Origin of the sequence: Streptomyces sp. B6B3 (assembly GCF_039871525.1) — a bacterium.
Lineage (GTDB): Bacteria > Actinomycetota > Actinomycetes > Streptomycetales > Streptomycetaceae > Streptomyces.
The window spans coordinates 68284-90155 of record NZ_JBDPLU010000006.1; the positions used below are offsets into that span (position 1 = coordinate 68284).

Annotated in this window: 17 protein-coding genes and 1 pseudogene; 9 read left to right on the forward strand and 9 right to left on the reverse strand. The window is 72.4% G+C overall.

Annotated features, from left to right (window positions below):
* Positions 1–97 precede the first annotated feature (97 nt).
* From ABGB06_RS14955 to ABGB06_RS14965, 3 genes and pseudogenes are all read left to right on the forward strand, one after another.
* Positions 98–1087, forward strand: a pseudogene (locus tag ABGB06_RS14955) (pirin family protein); the annotation flags it as partial.
* A 6-nt stretch (positions 1088–1093) separates the two neighbouring features.
* Entirely contained in the window at positions 1094–1441 is a 348-nt protein-coding gene (locus tag ABGB06_RS14960) for a GNAT family N-acetyltransferase (protein WP_347589828.1), read from the forward strand.
* 118 nt (positions 1442–1559) lie between these two features.
* Positions 1560–3344 carry a discoidin domain-containing protein gene (locus tag ABGB06_RS14965; protein WP_347589323.1) on the forward strand — a complete coding sequence of 595 codons (1785 nt, stop codon included), beginning with the start codon at positions 1560–1562 and terminating at the stop codon, positions 3342–3344.
* Positions 3345–3395: 51 nt separating this feature from the next.
* On the opposite strand, the gene ABGB06_RS14970 is transcribed toward ABGB06_RS14965, so the two are convergent.
* The 7 genes from ABGB06_RS14970 to ABGB06_RS15000 form a co-directional block, all read right to left on the reverse strand.
* Entirely contained in the window at positions 3396–5195 is a 1800-nt protein-coding gene (locus ABGB06_RS14970; RefSeq protein WP_347589325.1) for an aminotransferase class V-fold PLP-dependent enzyme, read from the reverse strand.
* Between the two features lie 143 nt (positions 5196–5338).
* A complete protein-coding gene (locus ABGB06_RS14975) occupies positions 5339–6022 on the reverse strand; it encodes a 4'-phosphopantetheinyl transferase superfamily protein (RefSeq protein WP_347589327.1) in 684 nt (227 codons plus the stop codon).
* Between the two features lie 7 nt (positions 6023–6029).
* A complete protein-coding gene (locus tag ABGB06_RS14980; RefSeq protein WP_347589329.1) occupies positions 6030–6881 on the reverse strand; it encodes an alpha/beta hydrolase in 852 nt (283 codons plus the stop codon).
* Between the two features lie 34 nt (positions 6882–6915).
* Complete coding sequence (locus tag ABGB06_RS14985; RefSeq protein WP_347589331.1) at positions 6916–7755, reverse strand: hypothetical protein; 840 nt, start codon at positions 7753–7755, stop codon at positions 6916–6918.
* Positions 7755–8000, reverse strand: coding sequence for a phosphopantetheine-binding protein (locus ABGB06_RS14990; protein WP_347589333.1), 246 nt, complete (start codon positions 7998–8000; stop codon positions 7755–7757). The genes ABGB06_RS14985 and ABGB06_RS14990 overlap by 1 nt, the downstream gene beginning before the upstream one ends.
* The gene (locus ABGB06_RS14995) at positions 7997–8875 is read right to left on the reverse strand and encodes a diiron oxygenase (RefSeq protein ID WP_347589335.1); all 879 of its coding nucleotides are present in this window, start codon (positions 8873–8875) and stop codon (positions 7997–7999) included. Before ABGB06_RS14995 ends, ABGB06_RS14990 begins: the two co-directional genes overlap by 4 nt.
* A gap of 212 nt (positions 8876–9087) precedes the next feature.
* On the reverse strand, positions 9088–9912 hold the full coding sequence (locus ABGB06_RS15000; protein WP_347589337.1) for an SAM-dependent methyltransferase: 825 nt from the start codon (positions 9910–9912) through the stop codon (positions 9088–9090).
* A gap of 283 nt (positions 9913–10195) precedes the next feature.
* Between ABGB06_RS15000 and ABGB06_RS15005 the strand changes: the two genes are divergently transcribed.
* The 4 genes from ABGB06_RS15005 (at position 10196) to ABGB06_RS15020 (ending at position 14879) form a co-directional block, all read left to right on the forward strand.
* Complete coding sequence (locus ABGB06_RS15005) at positions 10196–11266, forward strand: polyprenyl synthetase family protein (protein ID WP_347589339.1); 1071 nt, start codon at positions 10196–10198, stop codon at positions 11264–11266.
* The gene (locus tag ABGB06_RS15010; protein WP_347589341.1) at positions 11263–12186 is read left to right on the forward strand and encodes a terpene synthase family protein; all 924 of its coding nucleotides are present in this window, start codon (positions 11263–11265) and stop codon (positions 12184–12186) included. The genes ABGB06_RS15005 and ABGB06_RS15010 overlap by 4 nt, the downstream gene beginning before the upstream one ends.
* Before the next feature lie 9 nt (positions 12187–12195).
* Entirely contained in the window at positions 12196–13557 is a 1362-nt protein-coding gene (locus ABGB06_RS15015; RefSeq protein WP_347589343.1) for a cytochrome P450, read from the forward strand.
* 110 nt (positions 13558–13667) lie between these two features.
* Positions 13668–14879 carry a cytochrome P450 gene (locus ABGB06_RS15020; protein ID WP_347589345.1) on the forward strand — a complete coding sequence of 404 codons (1212 nt, stop codon included), beginning with the start codon at positions 13668–13670 and terminating at the stop codon, positions 14877–14879.
* Positions 14880–14935: 56 nt separating this feature from the next.
* On the opposite strand, the gene ABGB06_RS15025 is transcribed toward ABGB06_RS15020, so the two are convergent.
* Positions 14936–15613, reverse strand: a complete 678-nt coding sequence (locus ABGB06_RS15025) for a PAS domain-containing protein (protein ID WP_347589347.1) — start codon at positions 15611–15613, stop codon at positions 14936–14938.
* 369 nt (positions 15614–15982) lie between these two features.
* On the opposite strand from ABGB06_RS15025, the gene ABGB06_RS15030 reads away from it, so the two are divergent.
* Positions 15983–17302: an MFS transporter gene (locus ABGB06_RS15030; protein WP_347589349.1), complete on the forward strand. Its 1320-nt coding sequence runs from the start codon at positions 15983–15985 to the stop codon at positions 17300–17302.
* On the opposite strand, the gene ABGB06_RS15035 is transcribed toward ABGB06_RS15030, so the two are convergent.
* Positions 17244–20891, reverse strand: coding sequence for a helix-turn-helix domain-containing protein (locus ABGB06_RS15035; protein ID WP_347589351.1), 3648 nt, complete (start codon positions 20889–20891; stop codon positions 17244–17246). The two genes, ABGB06_RS15030 and ABGB06_RS15035, sit on opposite strands and share 59 nt — an antisense overlap.
* Before the next feature lie 283 nt (positions 20892–21174).
* Here ABGB06_RS15035 and ABGB06_RS15040 point away from each other — a divergent pair, with 283 nt between their 5' ends.
* Positions 21175–21801, forward strand: coding sequence for a hypothetical protein (locus ABGB06_RS15040; protein WP_347589353.1), 627 nt, complete (start codon positions 21175–21177; stop codon positions 21799–21801).
* Positions 21802–21872: the final 71 nt, after the last annotated feature.

The window sequence follows — 21872 nt, forward strand, 5'->3', positions numbered from 1 at the left end:
ACATTCCCTCTTCGGCGCATTCCTTCGGGCATGGCAGACGGAACGTGATGGTTGAAGGTGAAATCATATGGGGCTGTGGGCTGTGAGAGGTGGCGAGATGAGCAACGGCGAGACCGCGCCGGAGGCACTGCGCTGCGGGGCGACGGAGGACGGCGGGCGGGAGGGATCGGACCGGCGGGTGCCGCCGGTGGAGGTGCTGGCCCCGCGGGAGGTGCCGCTGGGCGGCCCGCGGGCGATGACCGTGCGGCGCACGTTGCCACAGCGGGCCCGGACGCTCATCGGGGCCTGGTGCTTCGCCGACCACTACGGCCCCGACAACGTCGCCGACAGCGGCGGCATGGACGTCGCACCGCATCCGCACACCGGGCTGCAGACGGTCAGCTGGCTGTTCAACGGCGAGGTCGAGCACCGCGACAGCCTGGGCAACCACGCGATGGTCCGGCCCGGCGAGCTGAACCTCATGACCGGCGGCTACGGCATCGCCCATTCGGAGGTCTCCACGGCGCGGACCACGGTCCTGCACGGCGTGCAGCTGTGGGTGGCGCTGCCCGAGGCACACCGGAACGCCGGACGGGACTTCCAGCACCACGTTCCCGAACCGGCGCACCGGGACGGGGCCGAGATCAGGGTCTTCCTGGGATCGCTCGCCGGGGTCGCCTCCCCGGTGCGGACCTTCACACCGCTGCTCGGCGCCGAACTCGTCCTCGGGCCACGCGCGACACTCACCCTCGCCGTGGACCCCGGATTCGAGCACGGCCTCCTCGTGGACGAGGGGCACGTCCGGCTGGCCGACACGCCGCTGGGCCCGGCGGAGCTGGGCTGTCTCGACACCGGACACGACGCCGTCACGCTGACCAACGACTCCGACGAGGCCGCCCGGACGGTCCTGCTCGGCGGGCCGCCCTTCGGGGAGGAGATCGTCATGTGGTGGAACTTCATCGGCCGCGACCACGACGACATCGTCCGGGCCCGCGCCGACTGGCAGGCCGGCTCCGACCGCTTCGGCGCCGTCGAGGGCTACGACGGGGAACGGCTCCCCGCCCCCGCCCTGCCCAATGCCACCATCCGACCCCGAGCGAACCCGAGGCACCCGATGACGCAGCCGAACCAACCCGACGCCGCCCCGATCGTCGAGCGGAACGCCGCCAGGCACCGCTACGAGATCCTGCTCGACGGCACCACCGCCGGCTTCGCCGCCTACCGCGACCGCGACGGCCAGCGGGTCTTCCACCACACGGAGATCGACGACGCCTTCGCCGGGCGCGGCCTGGCCTCCCGCCTCGTCCACGAGGCGCTCAGCGACACCCGCACGGCGGGCAGGCGCATCGTGCCGGTCTGCCCCTTCGTCGCGAAGTACCTGACGAAGCATGGCGAGTTCAGTGACAGCACGGACCTTCCGACGCCCGACATCCTGCGCTGGCTGGAGGCCGACCGGCCCTGATCGACGGGGGGCCGGTTCGCGAGAGGGGTCCCGGGCCGGGTCCGGCACGCTCGGCGCTGGCCAGGAGGGAAGTGGTCCGCCTGGTGTCCCGTCATGCGCGACTGAGCAGGAGGACTCCGTGAACCACCCTCGTTCGTTGTCCGGGGCCCGGCGACTGGGGGCGGTGCTGGCCGCCCTCGCCACGGGGGCGGCGGTGCTCGCCCTCCCGTCGGCGGCGCACGCCGCCGACGTGGAGATCACCCCCAGCCCCGACGCCGTCACGGCCAGCACCAGCGACGAGAACGGGCCGGCGAACGTCGTGGACGGCGACTACGACACCCGGTGGTCGGGCGAGGGCGACGGCGCGTGGCTGCGGTTGGACCTCGGCTCGACCATGACCGTCTCGGAGGTGAAGCTCGCGGTGTACCAGGGCACCACCCGGCGGAACGTCTTCGAGCTGCAGTACTGGGACGGCTCCGCGTGGGTGACCGTCGTCGAGGACGAGAGCAGCGGCGCCACGACGGGCCTGGAGTCGTTCGCGTTCGATCCCGTCGAGACCTCCCGGGTGCGCTACCTCGGCAGGGGCTACGCGAACGACGAGGGCGAGCCGGGCGACTGGAACAGCCTGACCGAGGTCGAGATCTGGGGCAGCGCGGGCGGTGACGACGACGGGGACGGCGACGGCCAGGACGGCTACGCCTACGGCACCGACGGGAACGGGAACCCGAGGACGGACGACTGCACGGTCCTCGTCGACGCGGACCCGCAGGAGGCGGTGGACGACGCGGACGACGGTGACGTCGTCTGCGTCAGGCCCGGCGACTATCCGGATGTCACGCTCACCGTGGACAAGCCCGTGACCGTTCGGGCCAACGGCGTGGTCACCGTGCGGAACATCGTGGTGAGCGGCAGCGACGCGGTGATCGACGGCTTCACCGTCGTCGGTGACGAGCTGGACGACCCGTCGACGGGGATCAGGTTCAGCGGAACCGGGCACGAGATCGTCAACAACATGGTCCGGGGCAAGAACATCCACTACGCCATCGCCTGCCACCCCGACTCCTGCGCGAGCGACGTCCTCGTCTCCGGCAACACCGTCACCGGGACCAACAACTTCGGGATCTACCTCTGGGGCGGCGAGAACATCACCGTCGAGCTGAACAACATCTACGACCTGTGGTCCACGGACGGCAACGACGACGTGGACGGCATGCGGGTGTGGGGCACCGGACACCTGATCCGCAACAACTACATCCACGACCTCAACGCCGCCAAGGGCGAGGGGGAACCGCACGCCGACTGCGTCCAGACGTACCAGGACAGCGACGAGGTCGTCGAGTCGTACGACGTGACGATCGAGAACAACTACTGCGTCCGGGTCTCCGGGCAGTGCCTCATCATGCAGAACGAGCGACGCCCGAACGCGGACGTGCGCGGCTTCACCTTCCGCGGCAACGTCTGCGAGTCGTTCGGCAGCCAGACGATCGAACTCGGCAGCGTCACCGGCGCGGTGATCGAGAACAACATCCTCTGCGGCGGCGTCGACGGGCACGTGCTCACCTTCCACAGCACCGTCGATGACCTGGAGACGACGGACGTCATGCTGCGCAACAACGTCCTCGTCACCGCCGGCGGGTCGATCTACGCGGACGGCAGCGAGGACGCGCTGATCGACGACACGGCCAACGTCGAGCTGGTCGACGAGTCCGTCGCCAGCGACTGGGAGGACTTCGAGGGCAACCCGGACGCCCCGGTCGCCGCCGTCAACCCGGACGACTTCACCGACTTCGCCGCCCGCGCCGAACGGGCCGACGTCGTCGACGCGGGCGCGCCGCCGAACAGCCCGGGCTTCACCACGGACGTGGGCGGGGCCGCGCGCGTCCGGGGAGCGGCGATCGACATCGGCCCGTACGAGTTCGGCTGAGCCGCCCCGGCTCCCGTGCCCGCTTCCGGCTCCGCTCCCGTCCCGCCGGCGTCACGCGTCCTGCTCGGTGCAGGAGGGCGGGAGCGGAAACCAGCGCAGCCTCCCCCAGCCTTCGGCCGGGGGGACCCCCATCTCGCTTCGCTCGACGGCCTCCGGCAGACCGGTGGGACCGTCGGGCAGCCGGTCGGGGCGGGCCGCGAGCAGGTCGCGGGCCAGGGCGAGCTGGTCGGCGAGCACGTCCTCCCCGGCCCGGGTGCGGGGGTCGGTGGGGCCCAGCCGGCCGTCGGGGCCGAACGTCAGGCCGGCCAGGCGCAGCGTCGGGTGGGAGGGCCGTCGGCGGTGGCGCCACAGGCCGGTGTGCGCGTCGAAGCGGTAGTCGGGGAGCAGCCGGTGGCCGTGCGTGGCGCACAGGCTGACGGCGTCGACGAGGTAGTCGCGGACCGTGTCGGTGATGAAGTAGTTGAAGTTGACGCGGACCCAGCCGGGTTTGATGCCGTCCCAGCCGCGGCCGATCTCGTCCACCAGGGCGTGCGAGGTGGCGGCGTCGATGCCGAGCAGCCGGTGGCCGTAGGGGCCGGCGCAGGAGCAGCCGCCGCGGGCCTGGATGCCGAACAGGTCGTTGAGCAGCGCCACCACGTAGTTGTGGTGCAGGTAGCGCTGCGGGTCCGGGGCGCCGTAGCGGATCCGGAAGGAGACGATGGACAGCCGGCGGGCCTCGCGGTTGCCGAGGATCTCGATGGCGGGGTTGCCGGCCCAGGCCCGCAGGGCGTGCCGCCAGTGGTGTTCCTCGCGGTCCTGGATCACGTCGGTGCCCACCGCCTGTTTGAGGGCGACGACGAGCCCGGCGCGGACCGACTCGACGATCGCCGGGGTGCCGCCCTCCTCGCGGGCCACGGGGTCGTCGAGATAGCGGTGGCCCAGCGGGGTGACGAAGCTGACGGTGCCGCCGCCTGGCGCGGTGGGCACCCGGTCGCGGACCAGTTCGCGCCGCACCACCAGGACACCCGGGGTCTGCGGACCGCCGACGAACTTGTGCGGGGAGAAGAACACCGCGTCCTTGTGGTCGCCGGCGCCTGGCCAGCTCTCGGCCACCCGGATCGGAACGTACGGGGCGGCGGCCGCGTAGTCCCAGAAGGACAGCGCGCCGTGGGCGTGCAGCAGGCGCGCGATGGCGTCGGCGTCGGACAGGATGCCGGTGACGTTGGAGGCGGCCGAGAAGCTGCCGATGCGTAACGGCCGATCGGCGTGGCGCACGAGGTGGGCCTCCAGCTCGGCGAGGTCGATGTGCCCGTCGGCGTCCTCGCCGACGGGCACCACGTCCGCCGTCGACTCGCGCCAGGGCAGTTCGTTGGAGTGGTGCTCGAACGGCCCGACGAAGACCACGGGCCGCCGGTCGGGCGGGAGGGCGTCGAGGCGGCGCTGGCGATCGGCCGGTCCGGCCGGCAGCCGCAGGTCCAGGATGCCGACCAGCTTGTTGACCGCGGCCGTCGCGCCGGAACCGCAGAAGATGACCAGGTCGTCCTCGCCGCCGCCGACGGCGTCGCGGACGATCCGGCGGGCGTCCTCCCGCAGCCGGGTGGTCTGCAGGCCGCTGGAGGAGCTCTCGGTGTGGGTGTTGGCGTAGCGCGGCAGCACCTGCTCGCGGACGAAGTCCTCGACGAAGTCGAGCGACCGCCCCGAGGCGGTGTAGTCGGCGTAGACCACGCGGCGGTGCCCGTAGGGCCCGTCCACCACCTCGTCGTCGCCGATGATCCCCTGCCGGATGCGGCGCACGAGCGGGGCGGCGGCCTCCGCTCGGGTCGCGGGTGGGACCGGCGGGGTCATGCCGTCCGCCCGGGGGTCCGCTGTCATGTGGTTCCTCATGGCGCTGTCTCCTCGGCTGCGCTGGGGTTCTGCCCTGATCCAGTGCAGCGCCGCCGCGGCGGGTTCGGCAAGGCCCGAAGGTGACGGGGGAAGGGCCCGGTCGTCTCCCTTTTCTCCCGGTGCCGCGGCCGTCAGGGCGTGTGGGCGCGCCGGACCGCCTCCGGGGGCGGGTCGTCGAGTCGGACGGCCACGGCGAGGGTGAAGCCGGGCGTGTCGGAGTGGTGGACCAGCGCGTAGCGGTCACCCGCGCGCGCCCAGAGCCGATCCGCGTGCGGGCGGAGGCGGATCCGCCAGAAGAGCCCACCGTGCGCCGGGTGGCATTCGGACAGCGCCTTGAAGGCGGCCTCCTTCGCGGCGAACAGTGTGCGCAGTGCCGAGCGGTCGCGGTCGGGCCACAGCAGGGCCCGTTCGGCGTCGTCGAGCAGGAAGCGGTGCAGTCGCGCGTCGGGGAGGCGGGGTTCCACGTCGACGCCGATCCCGCGGGCGTCCGGCGCGACGGCCGCCAGGGCGAGGTCCGGGGTGTGCGTGAGGGAGCCGGCGAAGCCGGGCGGGAACGCGGGGGCGCCGTCGGCCCTCCGGCCCACGGTCGTCACCGCGCTGCCCGCGCGCCGCAGCGCCGCGCCGGCCGCCCGCCGGCCGGCGCGGTGTTGTTCGGCGACGGTGTGGGGCGGCTCGACCCGAGCGGTCTCCAGCAGCACGCGCACCGGGCCGCCGGGGGCCGGCAGCCGCAGCTCACCGCTCGTCCCGGCACGGGCCGCCGCGCGGATCCCGGCATCCGCCGGACCGAACACCGGGCTGAACGCCGGGTGCCTCACTCCCCCGTCAGTCCCCCGCTCCGAGCACCCGGCCGACGAAGGACAGCACCTCCTTCTGGAACAGCTCGGACTCCTCGACGAACGCCGCGTGCCCGCCGTGCGGCACGATGACCGACGTGGCGTCCGGGATGAGCTCGGTCAGCCGCTCCGTGGCGTCGAGGCTCAGCGAGAAGTCGTCGCCGCCCACGAAGAGCAGGGTCGGCTGTCGCACCCGGGTGAGGATCTCCGGGTCGAGCGGCGCGGTCGTCGACGCCAACAGCCCGGACCGCAGGGACTCCACGGTGTGCAGCCCGAGGAAGTTCTGCTTGTAGCCCAGGAATCCCGCGGCGCCCACCTGCTCCACCATGCGGTCGCTGCAGACCAGCGGATACACGTGGTCATGCAACGCGCCCAGGCCCGAGGTGTCGAGCGTCTTCAGCCAGGACTTCATCAGCCGGCGCAGCCGCTGGCCGCCGTAGGGGCTCAGCGCCGGGCTGGCCAGCACCAGGCCGTGCACCCGCTCCGGGTAGGCCACCGCGAAGTCCCGGCAGATCAGCGTGGAGAAGGAGGTGCCCACCAGGAACGCCTTCTCGATGCCCAGGGCGTCGAAGAGCGCCTTCAGGTCGGTGACGTGGTCCTGCCACACCGGTTCGCCGTGCTGCGGGCTGGAGTCGCCCTGGCCCCGCAGGTCGTAGGCGGTGAGCTGGGCGGCCGCGGCCAGGTCCTCGGTGTACGCGCGCCAGGACTTGCGGTCCACGAAGAAGTTGTTGAGCAGGACGAGGTCGGTGCCGCAGCCGCGTCGCTCGTAGCTGAGTTGGACGTCGTCGGTCACCTGGACGGTGCCGGTCTCGATGGCGTCGTCGACGGTCGTGTCGGTCATCGGTTCACCTTCGTTAGCGAGGGGCGGGGCGTTCTCACGCGGCTTCGAGGACTGCCTCGGCGGCGTCCCGGGCGTCGCCGAACCGGGCGGTCAGCGCGTGCACCCACCGCTCCAGCCCGAACGCGCAGCAACTGGTGGAGGCGAACGCGCCGTCCGGCAGGGTGATCCGGCAGCGCTCTCCGAAGAAGTTGCGGTGGTAGTTCACCGAGCCGACGGCGAGGTCGTCGACGACGAACTCCTCCTTCACCGGGAAGAGTCGCTGCATGGTGGCCCGCGGGCCCCGGCTGTCGAAGAACGGGTCGGTGGCGACCTGGGTGGTCATCGCCAGTCCGAGCCGGTCGGCCAGGGCGAGCACCCGTTCCTTGTTCCGCCGCAGGTGCTCGGTGGCGCCCTCCGGTGAGCCGACGAAGACGATCTCGCGCATGGAGAACCCGAGTTGCCGACGCAGCCCCTGGTAGCGCGTCTCGTTGCGGAAACAGGTGGCGAGCGTGGTGACCCGGTTCTCCCGCGCGGGCAGCGTCTGCCCGCGCAGGTGGAAGTAGACCGAGTAGCAGGCGGCGGACGGCAGGGCCAGGGCGGCGTCGTCGAGGACGTCGGCCGGCAGCGCGCCGAGCGGGTGCCCGCGGTCGGCCCGCAGGTCCGCCAGCCGCTTGGGGTCGGCCGCCGCCGCGGCCAGCCCCAGATGCGGGAAGTTCTCGTAGTAGTCGACGTCCTCCAGGTCCCGCGGCCGCAGCAGGAAGGGATAGCGGCGCTCCTCGGCGCCCTGCGCTTCCGCCCAGGAGATGATCAGGCCGTCGAGGACGCGCAGCAGGCGCAGTTCGTCGGCGTCGAGCACGGCCAGTCCGTCGTCCGTGCGCTCGATGGCGGCGCCCATCAGTGCGCCACTCCGGCGAGGAAACGCTCGCTGATGCGCCGGAGCGTGCGGAAGTCCTCCACGTCGATCTCCTCGGGGTCGATGGTCTCGCCGCTCAGCTCCTCCAGCAGGTAGAGGAACTCGACGAACGCCAGCGAGTCGACCGCCCGGCGGTCGATCAGGTCGTCGTCCAGGCCCAGCTCGCCCACCTCGGGGTTGCGCTGGTGGATGAAGGTGAGGATCCGGGAGACGCTGTCGTCGGTCATGCCGCGGCTCCCCGCACGTCGAGGCCGTTGCGCGCCAGGAACTTCCGGGTGCGGAGCAGGATGCGGTCGTGCGCGGCGTGGCGGGCCGGGTGCGCCAGCAGGTGCCGCCGCAGCTCCAGCGGCTCGTCCAGTCCTGCGTCCCGGTAGACCGCCGGGTTGTACAGACTGTGGACGCTGTACTCGAGGTACCGCTCCAGGTACCGGGCGAGCACCGGGATGTCCTCCGGACGGTCCGCCCTGACCTGGTCCAGGAGCTGGGTGAACAGGTGCCGCCCGAACGCGACGTGCCGGCTCTCGTCCTGGTGGTGCACCCGGTTGATCTCCCGTGCGATGTCCGGCAGTTCCGGATCCTTGGCCATCCGGGCGTTGAAGTGGTCGACGATCTCCTCGAAGATCAGGATGCGCGCGAAGATCACCAGTTCGCCGGCGGCCTCGCCGACCCCCTCGATCCGCCCCGGGCCGAGCTGCGGGACCGCCGGGTACACCCTGCCGAGGTAGCGTCGGCAGAAGGTGGCGAAGAACCACATGTGCTCGTTCTCCTCGCCGATGAAGTGGTGGAGGAACTCCGAGGCGTCGGCGTAGGTCCTGGTGTGGATGCGGAGCACGACCTCGCTGAGCAGCTCGCGGATGCCGTGCACGTTGAGGCTGAAGAAGTTCACCGCCTCGTGCCGGGTCAGGGCGAGCTGCCGGTCACGGGTGAGCGCGTCCCACCGCTCCGTTCCGGCGAGCGTGACCAGGTCCTCGCTCATCCACGGCCGGTCCTCCTCCAGGGCCTCCGGCCAGTCGAAGACCGTGTAGGGGTTGTAGTAGTCGGACTCCGCCATCGCTTCGAGCCGGTGCAGATCCAGCTTCACCGGCCTGACCGTCGTCGCCATCGGCACAGCTCCTTCCTGGGGGATCGTCGGGGGAAGGTCGGGGAAGGTCACGAGAAGGAGAGAACCGACCGGCTGCCGGAGGGGGTTGAGGCGGCCACAGAATAGGCGGGGGGCCCGCGGGGATGTCACCGTTGCCGCCGGGAGCTAGAAGATGCCCTAGTTAAGTGCGCCGGCGGGTTGGCCTCCTTCTCGGTGCGCGGCGGGTGCGGGCGTCACCTCGCCGCGAGGCGGGCGCGGATCAGCCACAGCCGGTTGGCGTGCGGCCGGTCGCGGGGCTGGACCTGGTAGGGCCAGCGGCCCTCGCCGGCCCCCGGCTGGCCGGGCTCCCTGAGGCTCAGCACCTCCCAGCCGTTGGCCGCGAGGAACGTCTCGGGGGTGTCGGTCCCGAAGATCCACGGGGTGCCGTCGGCGGCCAGCCGGTCCAGGAAGGGCCGGGAGAACGGGTTGCGCAACAGCCCCGCGCCGAGGATGTCCAGCGCCACGTGGCTGCCGGGCGCGGAGGCGGAGGCGAGCAGCCGCAGCAGCGCGGCCGCCTGCTCCTCGGTGAGGAAGAACGTCAGCGCCTCGGCGATCCACAGGGTGGGCCGGGACCGGTCGAAGCCGGCCTCCTCCAGCGCGGGCAGCCACGGCTGGGTGAGGTCGGCGGGCAGTTCGTGCCGGCGCACGGCCGGCCGCGCGCCGAGCTCCGCCAGGCGGCGCCGCTTCTCCGCGAGGAGCGGCCCGTGGTCGACCTCGTACAGGTCGACGTCCTCGGGCCAGGCGAGCCGGTAGGCCCGGGTGTCCATGCCGGCGGCGAGCAGCACCACCTGGCGGACGGCGCCGTCCGCCAGGAGGTCGCCGATCGCGTCGTCGAGGAAGCGGGTGCGGATGGAGATGAACGGGAGCAGTCCGCCGCCGGCGTAGCGTTCGATCATCTCGGAGCCCCGGGGTTCGGCCAGGGCACCCGCCAACGGGTCGGCGAACAGCGCGTCCTCCCGCTCCGATTCCAGCGCGCGGGCGGCGGCCATCCACTGGGCGGTGTAGGAAACGGCGTGCATGGGTCCGTTGGTCCCTTCTCGAGGTGGTTTCGGAAGTCCCGACGTGGACGTCCTCCTCCCCATGACCAGCCAGCGAACCATTCGAAACCCCGTCGCGGCGCGCCCCGGTGCACTACTAGGGCAACCCCTACTGCTGGGCGACAACCGTGGCATCCGCGCGGACGCCCTGCCTATGCTGCCGCCCGATCATTCCCCACCGTCATCCGGTCGGTTTCTTCCTTCTCTTGACCTTCCCCGAAAGCTCCCTTACCGGCACGAGCTAACCTTCACGGGAGACAGAGTGATGAGCACGCCGACGACGACGCATCTCGCACGAATCAACGCGGCGGATACCCGAGAAGCCGTCACCCGTTTCCTGCGGAACTTCCTCGCGGAGAAGAGAAGGGAAGCGCTGAGTTCGCGGACCGAACGCCTTCCCGACGTCCTACTGGAGTTCCTCACCGGAGGAAAGCAGATTCGTCCGGTGCTGACGGTGATCGGGTGGGTGGCGGCGGGCGGCACCGGGGAAAGGGAACCGGTCATCCAGGCCGCGGCCTCGCTGGAGATGTTCCACGCGTTCGCCCTCATTCATGACGACCTCATGGACAACAGCGACCTCCGCCGCGGCCGTCCCACCGCCCATCGGCGGCTGGCGGGAGGCGAGCGGAGTCCCGAGGCCGAACGCTTCGGGGCCAGCGCGGCCCTGCTGTTGGGCGACCTCGCCTTCACGTGGTCGGACGAGATCCTGCACCGGGCGGATCTCACCCCGGGTCAGTTCGCCGCGGTGTTCCCGATCATCGACGAGATGCGCAACGAGGTGATGCTCGGGCAGTACCTCGATCTGCGGGACACCGGAAAGCTTTCGGACGACGTGGACACCGCCCTGACGGTGAACCGGTACAAGACCGCCAAGTACACGGTGGAGCGACCGCTGCACCTGGGTGCCGTGCTCGCGGGCGCGGACGCGGAGACCCTGGCCGCCTGCACCGCGTACGCCATCCCGCTCGGCGACGCCTTCCAGCTCCGCGACGATCTGCTGGGCGTCTACGGCGACGTCGACCGAACCGGGAAGTCCACGCTCGACGACCTGCGCGAGGGCAAGAACACCGCCCTCGTCGCACTTGCCCTGCGCGCCGCCAGCCCGAGGCAGGCCGCCCGGCTGCGCCGGCTGATCGGCGACCCCGGCCTGGACGAGGCAGGCGCCGAACAGGTCAGGGACGTCTTCGCGGACACCGGCGCCAGGGACGCCGTGGAGGAGATGATCGAGGCCCGTTACCGGCAGTCCGTCAAGGCGCTGGAGGAGGCCCCGTTCACCGCTGAGGCGATCGACGCCCTGCAGGATCTCGCCCGTTCAGCGACAAGGAGGACGTCATGACGCCTGATCTCGCACCCCTCGCCGACAGCGCTTCCCGGAGCACCGGGATGGCGCGTCACCTTCCGGGGTGCACCGAGCGGTTCGCCGCGCTGTTCGCGGAGCATCTGGGGTACCAGGCGGAGCAGGTGCCGATGACGGACGCCGAGCTGCGCGAGGTCATCGACGTCTGCAACCGCGCGGTGGCGCCGCTGGGGAAGACGGTCTCCGACCGGCGCTGGATCTCGTACATGGGCGTGGTGCGGTGGTCCCAGAGCGCCCGGCACGTCAAGGACATGGAGGCGTTCAAGGCCGTCTGCGTGCTCAACTGCGTCACCTTCGTATGGGACGACATGGACCCCGCGCTCCATCGTTTCGACCTCTTTCTCCCCCAGTTGGCCGCGGTGTGCGAGCGTTACTACGACAGGGAGGACGCGGCGTTCGCCTACGAGGGAGCGCGGGCGTTCGTGACCAGCGACCACATGTTCCGCGACTCGCCGATCAAGAAGGTCCTCTGCAACACCTCGCCCGAACAGTACTTCCGCTTCCGGGTCACCGACGTCGGCGTGGACTTCTGGATGCGGATGTCCTATCCCATCTATCGCCATCCGGAGTTCACCGAGCACGCCAAGACCGGACTCGCCGCCCGGATGACCACCCGCGGCCTCGCCATCGTCAACGACTTCTACTCCTACGAGCGGGAGAACGCGCTCGGCCAGATCACCAACTGTTTCCGGCTGTGCGACGTGGCGGACGACGCCGACTTCGAGCGATTCTTCGAGGCGCGGCTGACGGACATGACGGAGGACATCGAATGCATCAAGGCATTCGACGGAACCACGCGGGACGTCCTGCTGGACCTCCTGCACGGCAACTTCGTGTGGACGACGGCCGACCGGCGATACCAGGCGCCCGTGAACGACGTCAACTCGTTCATTCGATAGGAGTTCCGCATGTCGTCGTACGCGAAGTCCCCGTGGGCGGACCGCTCCTTCCGAACGGGCGTGGCCCCCGGCGCCCGCCCGCTGCTGGGACACGTGCTGCCGCTCTGGCGTGATCCGCTGCGCTTCGTGGCCTCACTGCCCGGGCACGGCGACGTGGTGGAGATCCGGATCGGCCCCGCCCGCGCCTACCTGGTCACCCACCCGGAGCTGGTCCGCCACGTGCTGCTGCACCCGCGGGTCTTCGACAAGGGCGGGATCTTCGACAAGGCGCGGCAGCTCCTCGGCAACAGTCTGTCGGTGTCCCGCGGCGAGGAGCACCGGCTGCAACGCCAACTCATCCAGCCCGCCTTCCGCCCGGAGAAGATCGCCGAGTACACGCGCGCCGTCGCGGACGACACGACGTCGGTGGTCTCGGAGTGGCGGTCGGGGGAGGTTCGTGACATCAGCGACGCGATGCACGCCCTGCTGATGCGGGTGGCCGCCCGGACGCTGTTCTCCGCCGGCCTCGACGACGCCACGGTCGAGGAGGCCCGGCAGTGCCTGCGCACCGTCTCCCGGGGCATCTACAAGCGCACCATGGCCCCGCTCGGCGTCATGGAGAAGCTGCCCACGCCCGCGAACCGCGCCTACGACCACGCCAACGCCCGGCTGCGGGAGATCGTCGCGGCGATGATCGACGCGCGGCGGCGGTCCCCCGCCGACCGGGACGACCTGGTGTCGACGCTGCTCCGCGCCGAGCACCCGGTCACCGGGCAGCGGCTCACGGACCGCGAACTGCAGGACCAGGTGATCACCTTCCTCGTCGCGGGCAGCGAGACCACGGCCTCGACGCTGGCCTTCGTCTTCCACCTGCTGGGGACCCACGCCGAGGTCGAGAAGCGGGTGCACGCCGAGGTCGACGAGGCGTTGGGGGACCGGACGCCGGGCTACGAGGACCTGCCGGCCCTCCCCTACACCCGCGACGTCATCACCGAGGCGCTGCGCCTCTACCCACCGTCCTGGATGGCGACCCGGGTGGCGGCCGAGGACATCCGCCTCGGCGACGTGCCCGTCCGGGCGGGCGCGATGGTCCTCTACAGCGCCTACGCCATGCACCGCAACCCGGAGCTGTTCCCCTCCCCCGACACGTTCGACCCCGGGCGCTGGGCGGACGAGCGGGCCGACCGGGTGCCGCGCGGCGCGCTGCTGCCGTTCGGCGCGGGCAGCCACAAGTGCATCGGCGACGTCCTGGCCCTCACCGAGACGACCCTCATCGTCGCGGCCGTCGCGGCGGGGTGGCGGCTGCGTCCGGTGCCCGGCACCCGGCTTCGTCCGGAGCCGAGGGCGACGCTGGAGGCGGGCCCGCTGCCGATGATCTGCGAACGGCGCTGACCACCCGGAGCCGCCGACGCCGACAGCCATCCCAGCCACTCCCCAGCCATCCCAACCGCTCCAGCCACCACCAGCGCAGTAGACCGTTGGTCACGAACGGAGGCACCGCCGTGCAGGCGCCCACCCTGGAAGAACTGGCCCCCGACGGCCACAACCTGGCGACCGACCCGTACCCCCTCTACGCGACGTTGCGCGAGAAGGGCCCCGTGCACCGCATCAGCCTCCCGGAGGGCGGGGAGAGCTGGCTGGTGGTGACGCGCGACGCGGCGCGGGCCGCGCTGGCCGACCCCCGACTGTGCAACGACGTCCGGCACTCGTCCGGGACGACCGACGGCACGCACTCCATCGGCCGCAACATGCTGCAGAGCGATCCACCGCAGCACACCCGGCTGCGCCGGCTGGTGGCCGGCCACTTCACGCCCGGGCGGATCGCCGAGCTGCGTCCGGGCATCGAGGCCGTGGCCGCCGACCTGCTCGCCGACCTGCCCCGGCAGGGGGCCGCCGACGTGGTGAGCCGGTACGCCCTGCCGCTGCCCGTCGCGGTGATCTGCGACGTGCTGGGCGTCCCCCCGGCGGACCGGACCGTCTTCCACACCTGGTCGAACGAGCTGGTCATGCCCACCTCGGCCGAGGCGGCGATGGCGGCGGCCGGCGCGCTCACCGGCTACCTCACCGAGCTGACCGACCGGAAGCGCGTCGAGCCGGACGGCACCCTGCTCAGCGACCTGGTCGCGGCGGCCCGACCGGCCGCGGCCGACGACGAGGCGGCGGACCAGGAGGGACTGAGCCACGAGGAACTGCTCGGCATGGCCTTCCTGATCCTCGTCGCCGGCCACGAGACGACGGTCAACCTGATCTCCGGCACGCTGCACGCCCTGCTCGCCCACCCGGACCAGCTCGATCTGCTCCGCGCCGACCCCGGGCTGACCGGCGGCGCCGTCGAGGAGTCGCTGCGCTACAACTCGCCCGTCCACGCCGCCCTCGTCCGCTACGCGGCCGAAGCCCTGGAGCTGGCGGAGACCCGGATCGCCGCCGGCGACGCCGTGCTGGTCTCACTCGCCGCGGCCTCCCGCGATCCCTTGCACTTCCCGGACCCCGACCGCTTCGACATCAGGCGCCGCGCACAGGGCCACCTCGGGTTCGGCCACGGCCTGCACCACTGCCTCGGCGCCCCGCTGGCCCGGGTGGAGGCCGACATCGCGCTGCGCGGGCTGCTGGAGCAGCGGCCCGCGCTCGCCTTCGCCTCCGACCCGGCCACGCTCACCTGGCGCAGCAGCGCGCTGCTGCGGGGACTGGTCGAACTGCCGCTGCGCCTGGGCTGACGCGCGACCGGGTCGGGGGCGTCCTGCGTCCGGGGCGTCCGGTCAGGGGCGTCCGGTCAGGGGCGGATGTACTCGGGCAGGACCCTGGGCGGCCAGCAGCCGAGGCTGAACATGCCCATCGAGTACGCCTTCGCGACGAGTGCGGTGCGGTTGGGCACCTGGAACTGCCGCAGCAGGATGCTGACGTGGTACTCGATCCCCTGGCGGCTCAGGAAGAGCTTGGCCGCCAGCCGCACCGTCGCGTCGCCCGCGGCCACGCCCTCCAGCACCCGGGCGGTGAGGACCGTCAGCTTCCGCTGCCCGGACGCCGGCTGCAGCGCCTCCTCCGGCGGCTCGGGCGCGGACTGCACCACGAGCATGGAGACCTCGCCCTCGCTGTCGTCGACCGGGAACGCGGCCAGTTTGCCGGCGACGGCCGTGTCCTCGAAGCGCATGGCGAGGGACTGGCAGACGACCGGCGCGTGCTGTCGGTGCACCAGCCGCTCGAACTGCTGCAGCAGGTTCTCCCGGACGCTGAGGTGCAGCAGCTCCATGAAGCTGCAGCCCTTGATGTTGTCGCGGGGACGGCCGCACTGCTCGCTGAAGACGTCGTTCACGGCGTGCACGCGGAGCGCCGGGTCGAGCACCGCCAGGCCGATGCCCAACCTCTCGAACAGGGAGAGGACCACGTCGCCGTACTCCTCACCGTTGATCTCGGTGCCCGGCAGGGTGGAGGCGGGCAGATGCGCCGCCATGCCGGACTGGTCCGCGGCGTTCAGATGCCTCGACGGCAGCGCCTGCGGATCGGCGGAACAGGTTCTTCGTGCGACAGACTCGGTTGCATACATTGCGCGGCAAGCTCCCCGTTGTGTTGGATCTTGAATCGCACGTCTCGAATCGCACGCCGCGGCCTGAGACGGGGGGTGCACGGTCGACGTACGAGCGCCCCCAAACCACGGCACTGGACTCCCATACCCAGAAGCCTCACCGGAACCCGAGCCCGCACACCCCTACTCCACCCCTGTTCCCCTGATCCCCGATCGCGGTTCACCCGCGGAACAGCTGGTTGGAACCGTCAGAAACCGAGAAGCACGGGTGATCGGGCCGCGCCTAGTCTGGCCGTCATGCCCCTCGCGCCGGGACGTCTCGTCCCCTCCGCCTACCGGCCGGTGCTCGCCAACCGGGTGTTCCGGCGGCTGATCCTCGGCTTCGCGGTCTCGTATCTCGGTGACGGGATGAGCTTCGTCGCGGTGGCGTGGCTGGCGATCGAGCTGGCGCCGCCGGAGAGCGCGGGGCTGTGGGTCGGCGGCGCGGTGGCCGCGTACACGCTGCCCGGCGTGGTCGGCGCGCTGGTGCTGGGTCGCCGGCTGCGCCGGGTGTCGCCACGGCGGCTGCTGCTCGCCGACAACGTGGTGCGCGGCGTCTTCCTCGGCGCCGTGCCGCTCGCCTGGTTCGCCGGGCTGCTCACGCTGCCGCTGTACGTGGTGCTGCTCGCGGTCTCCTCGCTGCTGCACGCGTGGGGCAGCGCGGGCAAGTACACCCTGCTCGCCGAGCTGCTGCCCGGCGAGCAACGGCTCGCCGCGAACACCCTCGTCAGCACGCTCAGTTTCGCCGCCACGATCGCCGGGCCCGCGATCGCCGGCGTGCTGGTGACGTACCTCAGCTCCGCGCTGGTGCTCGGCCTGGACGCGCTCACGTACGTGTTCCTCGCCGTGCTCGTCGCCCGGCTGCGGCTGCCGGAGTCCGGGAACGCCTCCCCCGTCGACCAGAAGGCCGCCCGCGGCGGGTTCGCCCTGCTTCGGTCGCATCCCGAGTTGCTCGGGCTGCTGACGCTCACCTGGTTCTTCAACCTGCTGTACGGGCCGGTCGAGGTCGCGCTCCCGCTCCACGTGACCGACGACCTGGACGCGCCGGGCACGCTGCTCGGCCTCTACTGGATGTTGTTCGGCATCGGCGCGGTGCTCGGCGGGCTCGCGGTCGGCGCGTTGCGGCGGTTGCCGCTCTGGCCGGTGATGGTCGGCATCGTGATCGCCTGGGGGTTCGCCCTGCTGCCCTTCGGGTTCCACGCGCCGACCGCCGTCACCGTCGTCTGCTTCGCGCTCGGCGGCGTGATCTACGGGCCGTTCGTGGCGCTCTCGGTGACGCTGATGCAGGCGACGTCGCCGCCGCACCACCTGGCCGCGATGCTCGCGGCCCGCAGCGCGGCGCTGCTCACCGCGTCCCCGCTCGGCACCGCGCTCGGCGGACCACTGACCACGGCGCTGGGCCCCCGCGGGACGCTCGGCGGCTCGGGACTCGCCACCGTGGCCCTCGGCGCCGTCGCGTGCGTCCTGCTACTGGCCCGACGCGGGCGGCGACGAACGCCGGAGGACGACGCGAACCACGTCAGCAGACCGGGCGCTCCGGCTGGTCCGGCAGATACCGCGAGCGTTCCTCGCGGGTGAGGTCCCGGCCCACGGCCGCGCAGACCCGGTCGATCGCCTCGGCCGGCGTGAGCACGTTCTCCTCCCAGAACAGCACCTCCCCGGCCTCGTCGCCGGTGGCCAGCGTGGCCCCGTCCCGGCCGAAGACCATGGCCGTCACCACGGCGTGGTGCCCGGTGAGCGTGCTGCGGGACTCGAGCGTCTCCGAGTCCCACAGCTGGACGGTCCCGTCCTCGGCTCCGGTGGCGAGGGTGGTGCCGTCGGGGCTGAAGGCAGCCGAGACGAGCACCCGGGGTTCGTCGGTGAGGGTGCGCGTGAGCTGCCCGGTAGCGGTGTCCCACAGGCAGACCGACGCGTACTCGCCGACGGTGGCGAGGGTGCTGCCCGTCACGTCGAACGCCAGCGACGTCACCGAGTCGTGGCAGGAGAGGGTGCGCAGGCGCGTACCCGTGGCGGTGTCCCACAGCAGCGTCCGGCCCTCGGAGGCGACGGTGGCCAGCACGCTGCCGTCCGGGCTGAACGCCATCAGGGTCACCCAGCCGGTGTCCAGGGTGGCGTCGAGCTCCTGGGTGACGGCGTCCCACAGTCGGACGGTGCTGTCCTCGTAGCCGGCCGAGGCGAGGGTCGTGCCGTCGTCGCTGAAGGCCAGGGAACCCACCCATCCGTCGTGTCCGGTGAGCGTGCCGCGTGACGCGCCGGTGGCCGTGTCCCACAGCCGCACCGCGCCGTCGAGGTCACCGGTGGCCAGGGTGGCGCCGTCGGGACTGAGGGCGGCGGCGGCCGTCATCGGGCCGGTGTCCAGTTCGGCTCTCGCCTCGCCGGTCGCGGTGTCCCACAGCGTCGCCGAGTCGTCGTCGCTCGCCACCACGAGCAGGTTGGTGTCGGAGTCGAAGGCGAGGGAGGTGACGTCGTCGGCGTGGCCGAAGCGGTGTCGGGGGGTGCCGGCGGCGGTGTCCCACACCCGGATGGTTCCGGCGACGTCGCTGCTGACGAGCATGGTGCCGTCCGTGCCGAAGGCCAGCGAGGTCACCATCGCGGTGTGTCCGGGGAGGGTACGGCGGAGCTCGCCGCTGGCGGCGTCCCAGAACCGGACGACGCCGTCCACCCCGCCGGTGGCCACGCTACCGTCGGACCCGAAGGCGACCACGTACGCCTCGGACCCGCCGGGCGTGGGAAGGGTGTACCGCGTCTCGCCAGTCGCGGTGTCCCACACCCGCACCGAGCCGTCCGCGCCGGCGGTGACCAGGGAGGTGCCGCCGGGACCGAAGTCCAGGGACACCTGGCCCCCCGTGTGCCCCCGCAGGGTCCCACGCGGTTCGCCCGTGTCCGTGTCCCACAGCCGCACGGCGCCGTCCTGGTCGCCGGCGGCGAGCAGGCCACCGTCCGGGCTGAAGTCGAGCGACGCCGCCCCCGCGTCGGCGGCGTCGCTCCCGACCGTGCCGCGGAGTTCGCCCGTGGCGACCTCCCACAGCCGCACCGCCCCGCCGAGTTCTCCGATGGCCAGGGTGGCGCCGTCCGGGCTGAAGGCGAGCGCGCTCACCTGTCCGACCTCTCCGATGCCGCGGGCCTCCTCCGTGGCCACGTCCCACAGCTGCACCGTGCCGCCCTCACTCCCCGTGTGCGCGGCCAGGATGCCGCCATCGGGGCTGAAGGCCACCCGCACGGGGACGTTCAGCTGACCCGAGGCGGGGGCGAGGGTACCGCGCGTCTCGCCGGTGACGGCATCCCACAGGCGAACCGTGCCGTCACTCGCTCCGGTGGCGATCAGGCCGGCGTCGGGACTGAGGTCCATGGTCGCGATCGACCCCGTGGGCTCGGTGAACCGGCGCTCCAGCGGGAGGGTCGCGGCCGCGTACAGGCTGCTCCTGGCCTCGGCCGTGGGGTCGGTCCGGTACGCCTCCACCGCCAGCAGGGCCGCCAGGTCCGGATCGTCGTCCAGGAACGCGACGGACTTCGCGGCGAGTTCCCGGGAGCGCGCCAGGTCCTGGGCCGCGACGGCACGCTGTTGCTGGCGCACGGCCTCTATGGCGGTGGCCGTGGCCACGAGCAGAAGCACGGCCAGCGCGGTGGCCAGAACGCGCAGGTGGCGGCTGGTGCGGGCGGCCGCCCTGCGCTCCCGGTCCCGGGTGTCCAGACTGGCGGTGAGGAAGGCGGACTCCAGCCGGGTGAGCTCGTCCCCGCGTTCGGGCGGGAAGCACTCCTCGGCGCTGGCCAGGCGGCTGCCCCGGTAGAGGGCGCCGGGGTCGCGGTCCAGGTCGCGCCAGGCGCGGGCGTCCTCGGTCAGCCGTCGGTGGACGCGCAGCCGGTCGCGCTCCGTCTGGACCCAGCCGCGGAGCCGGGGCCAGGCCGTGATGAGCGCCTCGTGCGCCAGCTCGACCGACGGCCCGTCCAGGGTGAGCAGCCGGGCGCGGGCCAGCCGGTCCAGCACCGCGAGCCGGTCCTCGTCGTCGGTGCCGAGTTCGGCCCGGTCGGCGGGGCGGCGGGTGTCAGGCGCCCCGTCGCCCGGGGCGATCAGCCGCAGCAGGACGCGGCGGGCCCGCTCCTGCTGGGCGGCGGTGAGACAGACGAAGGCCGCCTCGGCGGTGCGAGCGACCGCGCCGTGCGCGCCGCCGACAGCCTGGTAGCTGGCCAGGGTGAGAGTCCGGCCCTGGCGCCGGCGCCAGGTCTCCAGCAGCACGTGGGACAGCAGCGGCAGCCCACCCGGCTGGTCGGTGACCTCCGCCAGCAGCCGTGCGGTCAGGGCCCGTTCGACGATAAGTCCAGCCCGTTGGGCCGGCTGCACGATCGCCTGCCGTAACTCCTGCCGGGTCATGGGGCCGACCAACAGGCTGGCCTCGTTCACCGCGGCGGCCAGTTCGGGGTGCTCGCCGCAACGGGAGTAGAAGTCGGAACGCACCGCGACCACCACCCGCAGCCGCGACCCGGGCCGACGCGCGGCCAGCAGCAGGCCGAGGAACTCCGCCCGCTCCCGTGGATCCCGGCACAGGGTAAAGACCTCCTCGAACTGGTCGACGATGACGACGGTCTCCCCCGTCGCTCCCTTCGGCACCAGCCGGTCCCGGCCGGCGCCCAGCGGGTGCGCTCCGGGCGTGAGGATCCGCACCGCGGCCGACGACTCGGACAGGGCACCGGACCGGCAGAGCGCGGGCACGAGTCCGGCGCGCAACAGCGAGGACTTCCCGCTCCCCGACGGGCCGAACAGCACGACGAAGGAGTGGGCGCGCACCAGTTCGTGCAGATCGGCGACCAGGCGCTCACGGCCGAAGAAGCGCCCGGCGTCGGTCGGTTCGAACCGGGCCAGGCCCTGATACGGCGAGCCCTCGCCGTTGCTGCTCACCTCGGTCGCGGCCACCTCGTCCGCCGCCCGGCGCCAGCGCCGCTCCCACTCCTCCTGATCGCCCCCGCAGGTGCGGACGTACGCCAGCGTCACCGCCAGGGACGGCAACTGATCGCCGCCCGCGGCCCGGGACAGCGTCGAGGCGGTGAAGCGCGTCCGCCGCGCCATCGCCCGGTACGTCAGGCCGGCGACCTGACGCGTGGCCCGTAACTCCGCGGCGAACCTCTGTATCGGCCCGGCATCCGGGTCCAGCGGATTCTCCTGACGCCCCACTCCCCGCCCCCTGATCGTTCGCGCCGCACTGCTCCGGCAGCCGTGAAACTAGTGACGCGTCCCGACGGCGACAACCCCCTCCGGCCGGCGTCCCCGCCCAGCCCTCACGGCCCCATCTGCGGCAACGCCGGCCACCCGGCGATTGATGCGACGGCGACTCGGGACGCGCACCAACGGCCGTGCCGATTCCCGACCCGGGCGCTGTTCCGCCGGCGCGCTCGCTGTGTCACCGTGGCCGTACTCCACGTCACCCATCTCATCGAGGCCACAGGAGCGAGGAATCATGAGGTCACTCTCCTTAGCCGGTACCGCCCTGGCGCTGCTGCCGTTCCTGGGAGGCGCGCCGGCCCACGCCGCCGACGTCCCGTCCGACGGCCGGAGCGAGTCCGTGTCGCACGGCGGCACGCTGTCCCTGGGGACGGTCCCGGACTCCGGGGTCCGGGCCGCCGCGCCGAGCGTCGAGTGCGGCGCATCGCTCGACCTCGACGTCGCGTGGTGGTGGGACGCGTCGCGCACCCTTACCAGGGTGGCGGCCACGGGAGAGGGACAGGTCGCCTGCGATCCGGCCATCCACGGCATCGCGTCGGAGCTGTACGTGCGCCACGACGCGACGCTCGTCCCGGTGGACACGGACACCTGCGTCTCGGAGGCCGGAGCCGAGTGCGCCACCTCGACCACCGCCGCGACGCACACCTGCACGGCGGGAACGGCCTGCGCCGGGGACTGGACGACGGGGCTGGAAGTGCGCCTGTGGCTGAACGGCGACTCGTGGGACGCCGACAGCTTCCCCGATCACTGCACCATCGAGGGCGCCGACGACGAGATCGCCCGCTGCTACCTGGAGGTGGAGCCCCCGATCCACGTTCCGCCCACCTTCCCAGCCGACACGGGGGCGGCGCCCGCGTCCTGACGGGCCGCCGGGGCGGGCGGGTCCGCTACCCGGGCTTCTCCGAGTCCGCGCGGGGACCCGGCCGGCGCCAC

Excerpts from the sequence above, each read along its gene's own strand:
- ABGB06_RS14960 (WP_347589828.1), top strand. The coding sequence starts at position 1,094 with ATGACGCAGCCGAACCAACCCGACGCCGCCCCGATCGTCGAGCGGAAC.
- ABGB06_RS14970 (WP_347589325.1), bottom strand. The coding sequence starts at position 5,195 with ATGACAGCGGACCCCCGGGCGGACGGCATGACCCCGCCGGTCCCACCC.
- ABGB06_RS14980 (WP_347589329.1), bottom strand. The coding sequence starts at position 6,881 with ATGACCGACACGACCGTCGACGACGCCATCGAGACCGGCACCGTCCAG.
- ABGB06_RS14985 (WP_347589331.1), bottom strand. The coding sequence starts at position 7,755 with ATGGGCGCCGCCATCGAGCGCACGGACGACGGACTGGCCGTGCTCGAC.
- ABGB06_RS14990 (WP_347589333.1), bottom strand. The coding sequence starts at position 8,000 with ATGACCGACGACAGCGTCTCCCGGATCCTCACCTTCATCCACCAGCGC.
- ABGB06_RS14995 (WP_347589335.1), bottom strand. The coding sequence starts at position 8,875 with ATGGCGACGACGGTCAGGCCGGTGAAGCTGGATCTGCACCGGCTCGAA.
- ABGB06_RS15000 (WP_347589337.1), bottom strand. The coding sequence starts at position 9,912 with ATGCACGCCGTTTCCTACACCGCCCAGTGGATGGCCGCCGCCCGCGCG.
- ABGB06_RS15005 (WP_347589339.1), top strand. The coding sequence starts at position 10,196 with ATGAGCACGCCGACGACGACGCATCTCGCACGAATCAACGCGGCGGAT.
- ABGB06_RS15010 (WP_347589341.1), top strand. The coding sequence starts at position 11,263 with ATGACGCCTGATCTCGCACCCCTCGCCGACAGCGCTTCCCGGAGCACC.
- ABGB06_RS15015 (WP_347589343.1), top strand. The coding sequence starts at position 12,196 with ATGTCGTCGTACGCGAAGTCCCCGTGGGCGGACCGCTCCTTCCGAACG.
- ABGB06_RS15025 (WP_347589347.1), bottom strand. The coding sequence starts at position 15,613 with ATGGCGGCGCATCTGCCCGCCTCCACCCTGCCGGGCACCGAGATCAAC.
- ABGB06_RS15030 (WP_347589349.1), top strand. The coding sequence starts at position 15,983 with ATGCCCCTCGCGCCGGGACGTCTCGTCCCCTCCGCCTACCGGCCGGTG.
- ABGB06_RS15040 (WP_347589353.1), top strand. The coding sequence starts at position 21,175 with ATGAGGTCACTCTCCTTAGCCGGTACCGCCCTGGCGCTGCTGCCGTTC.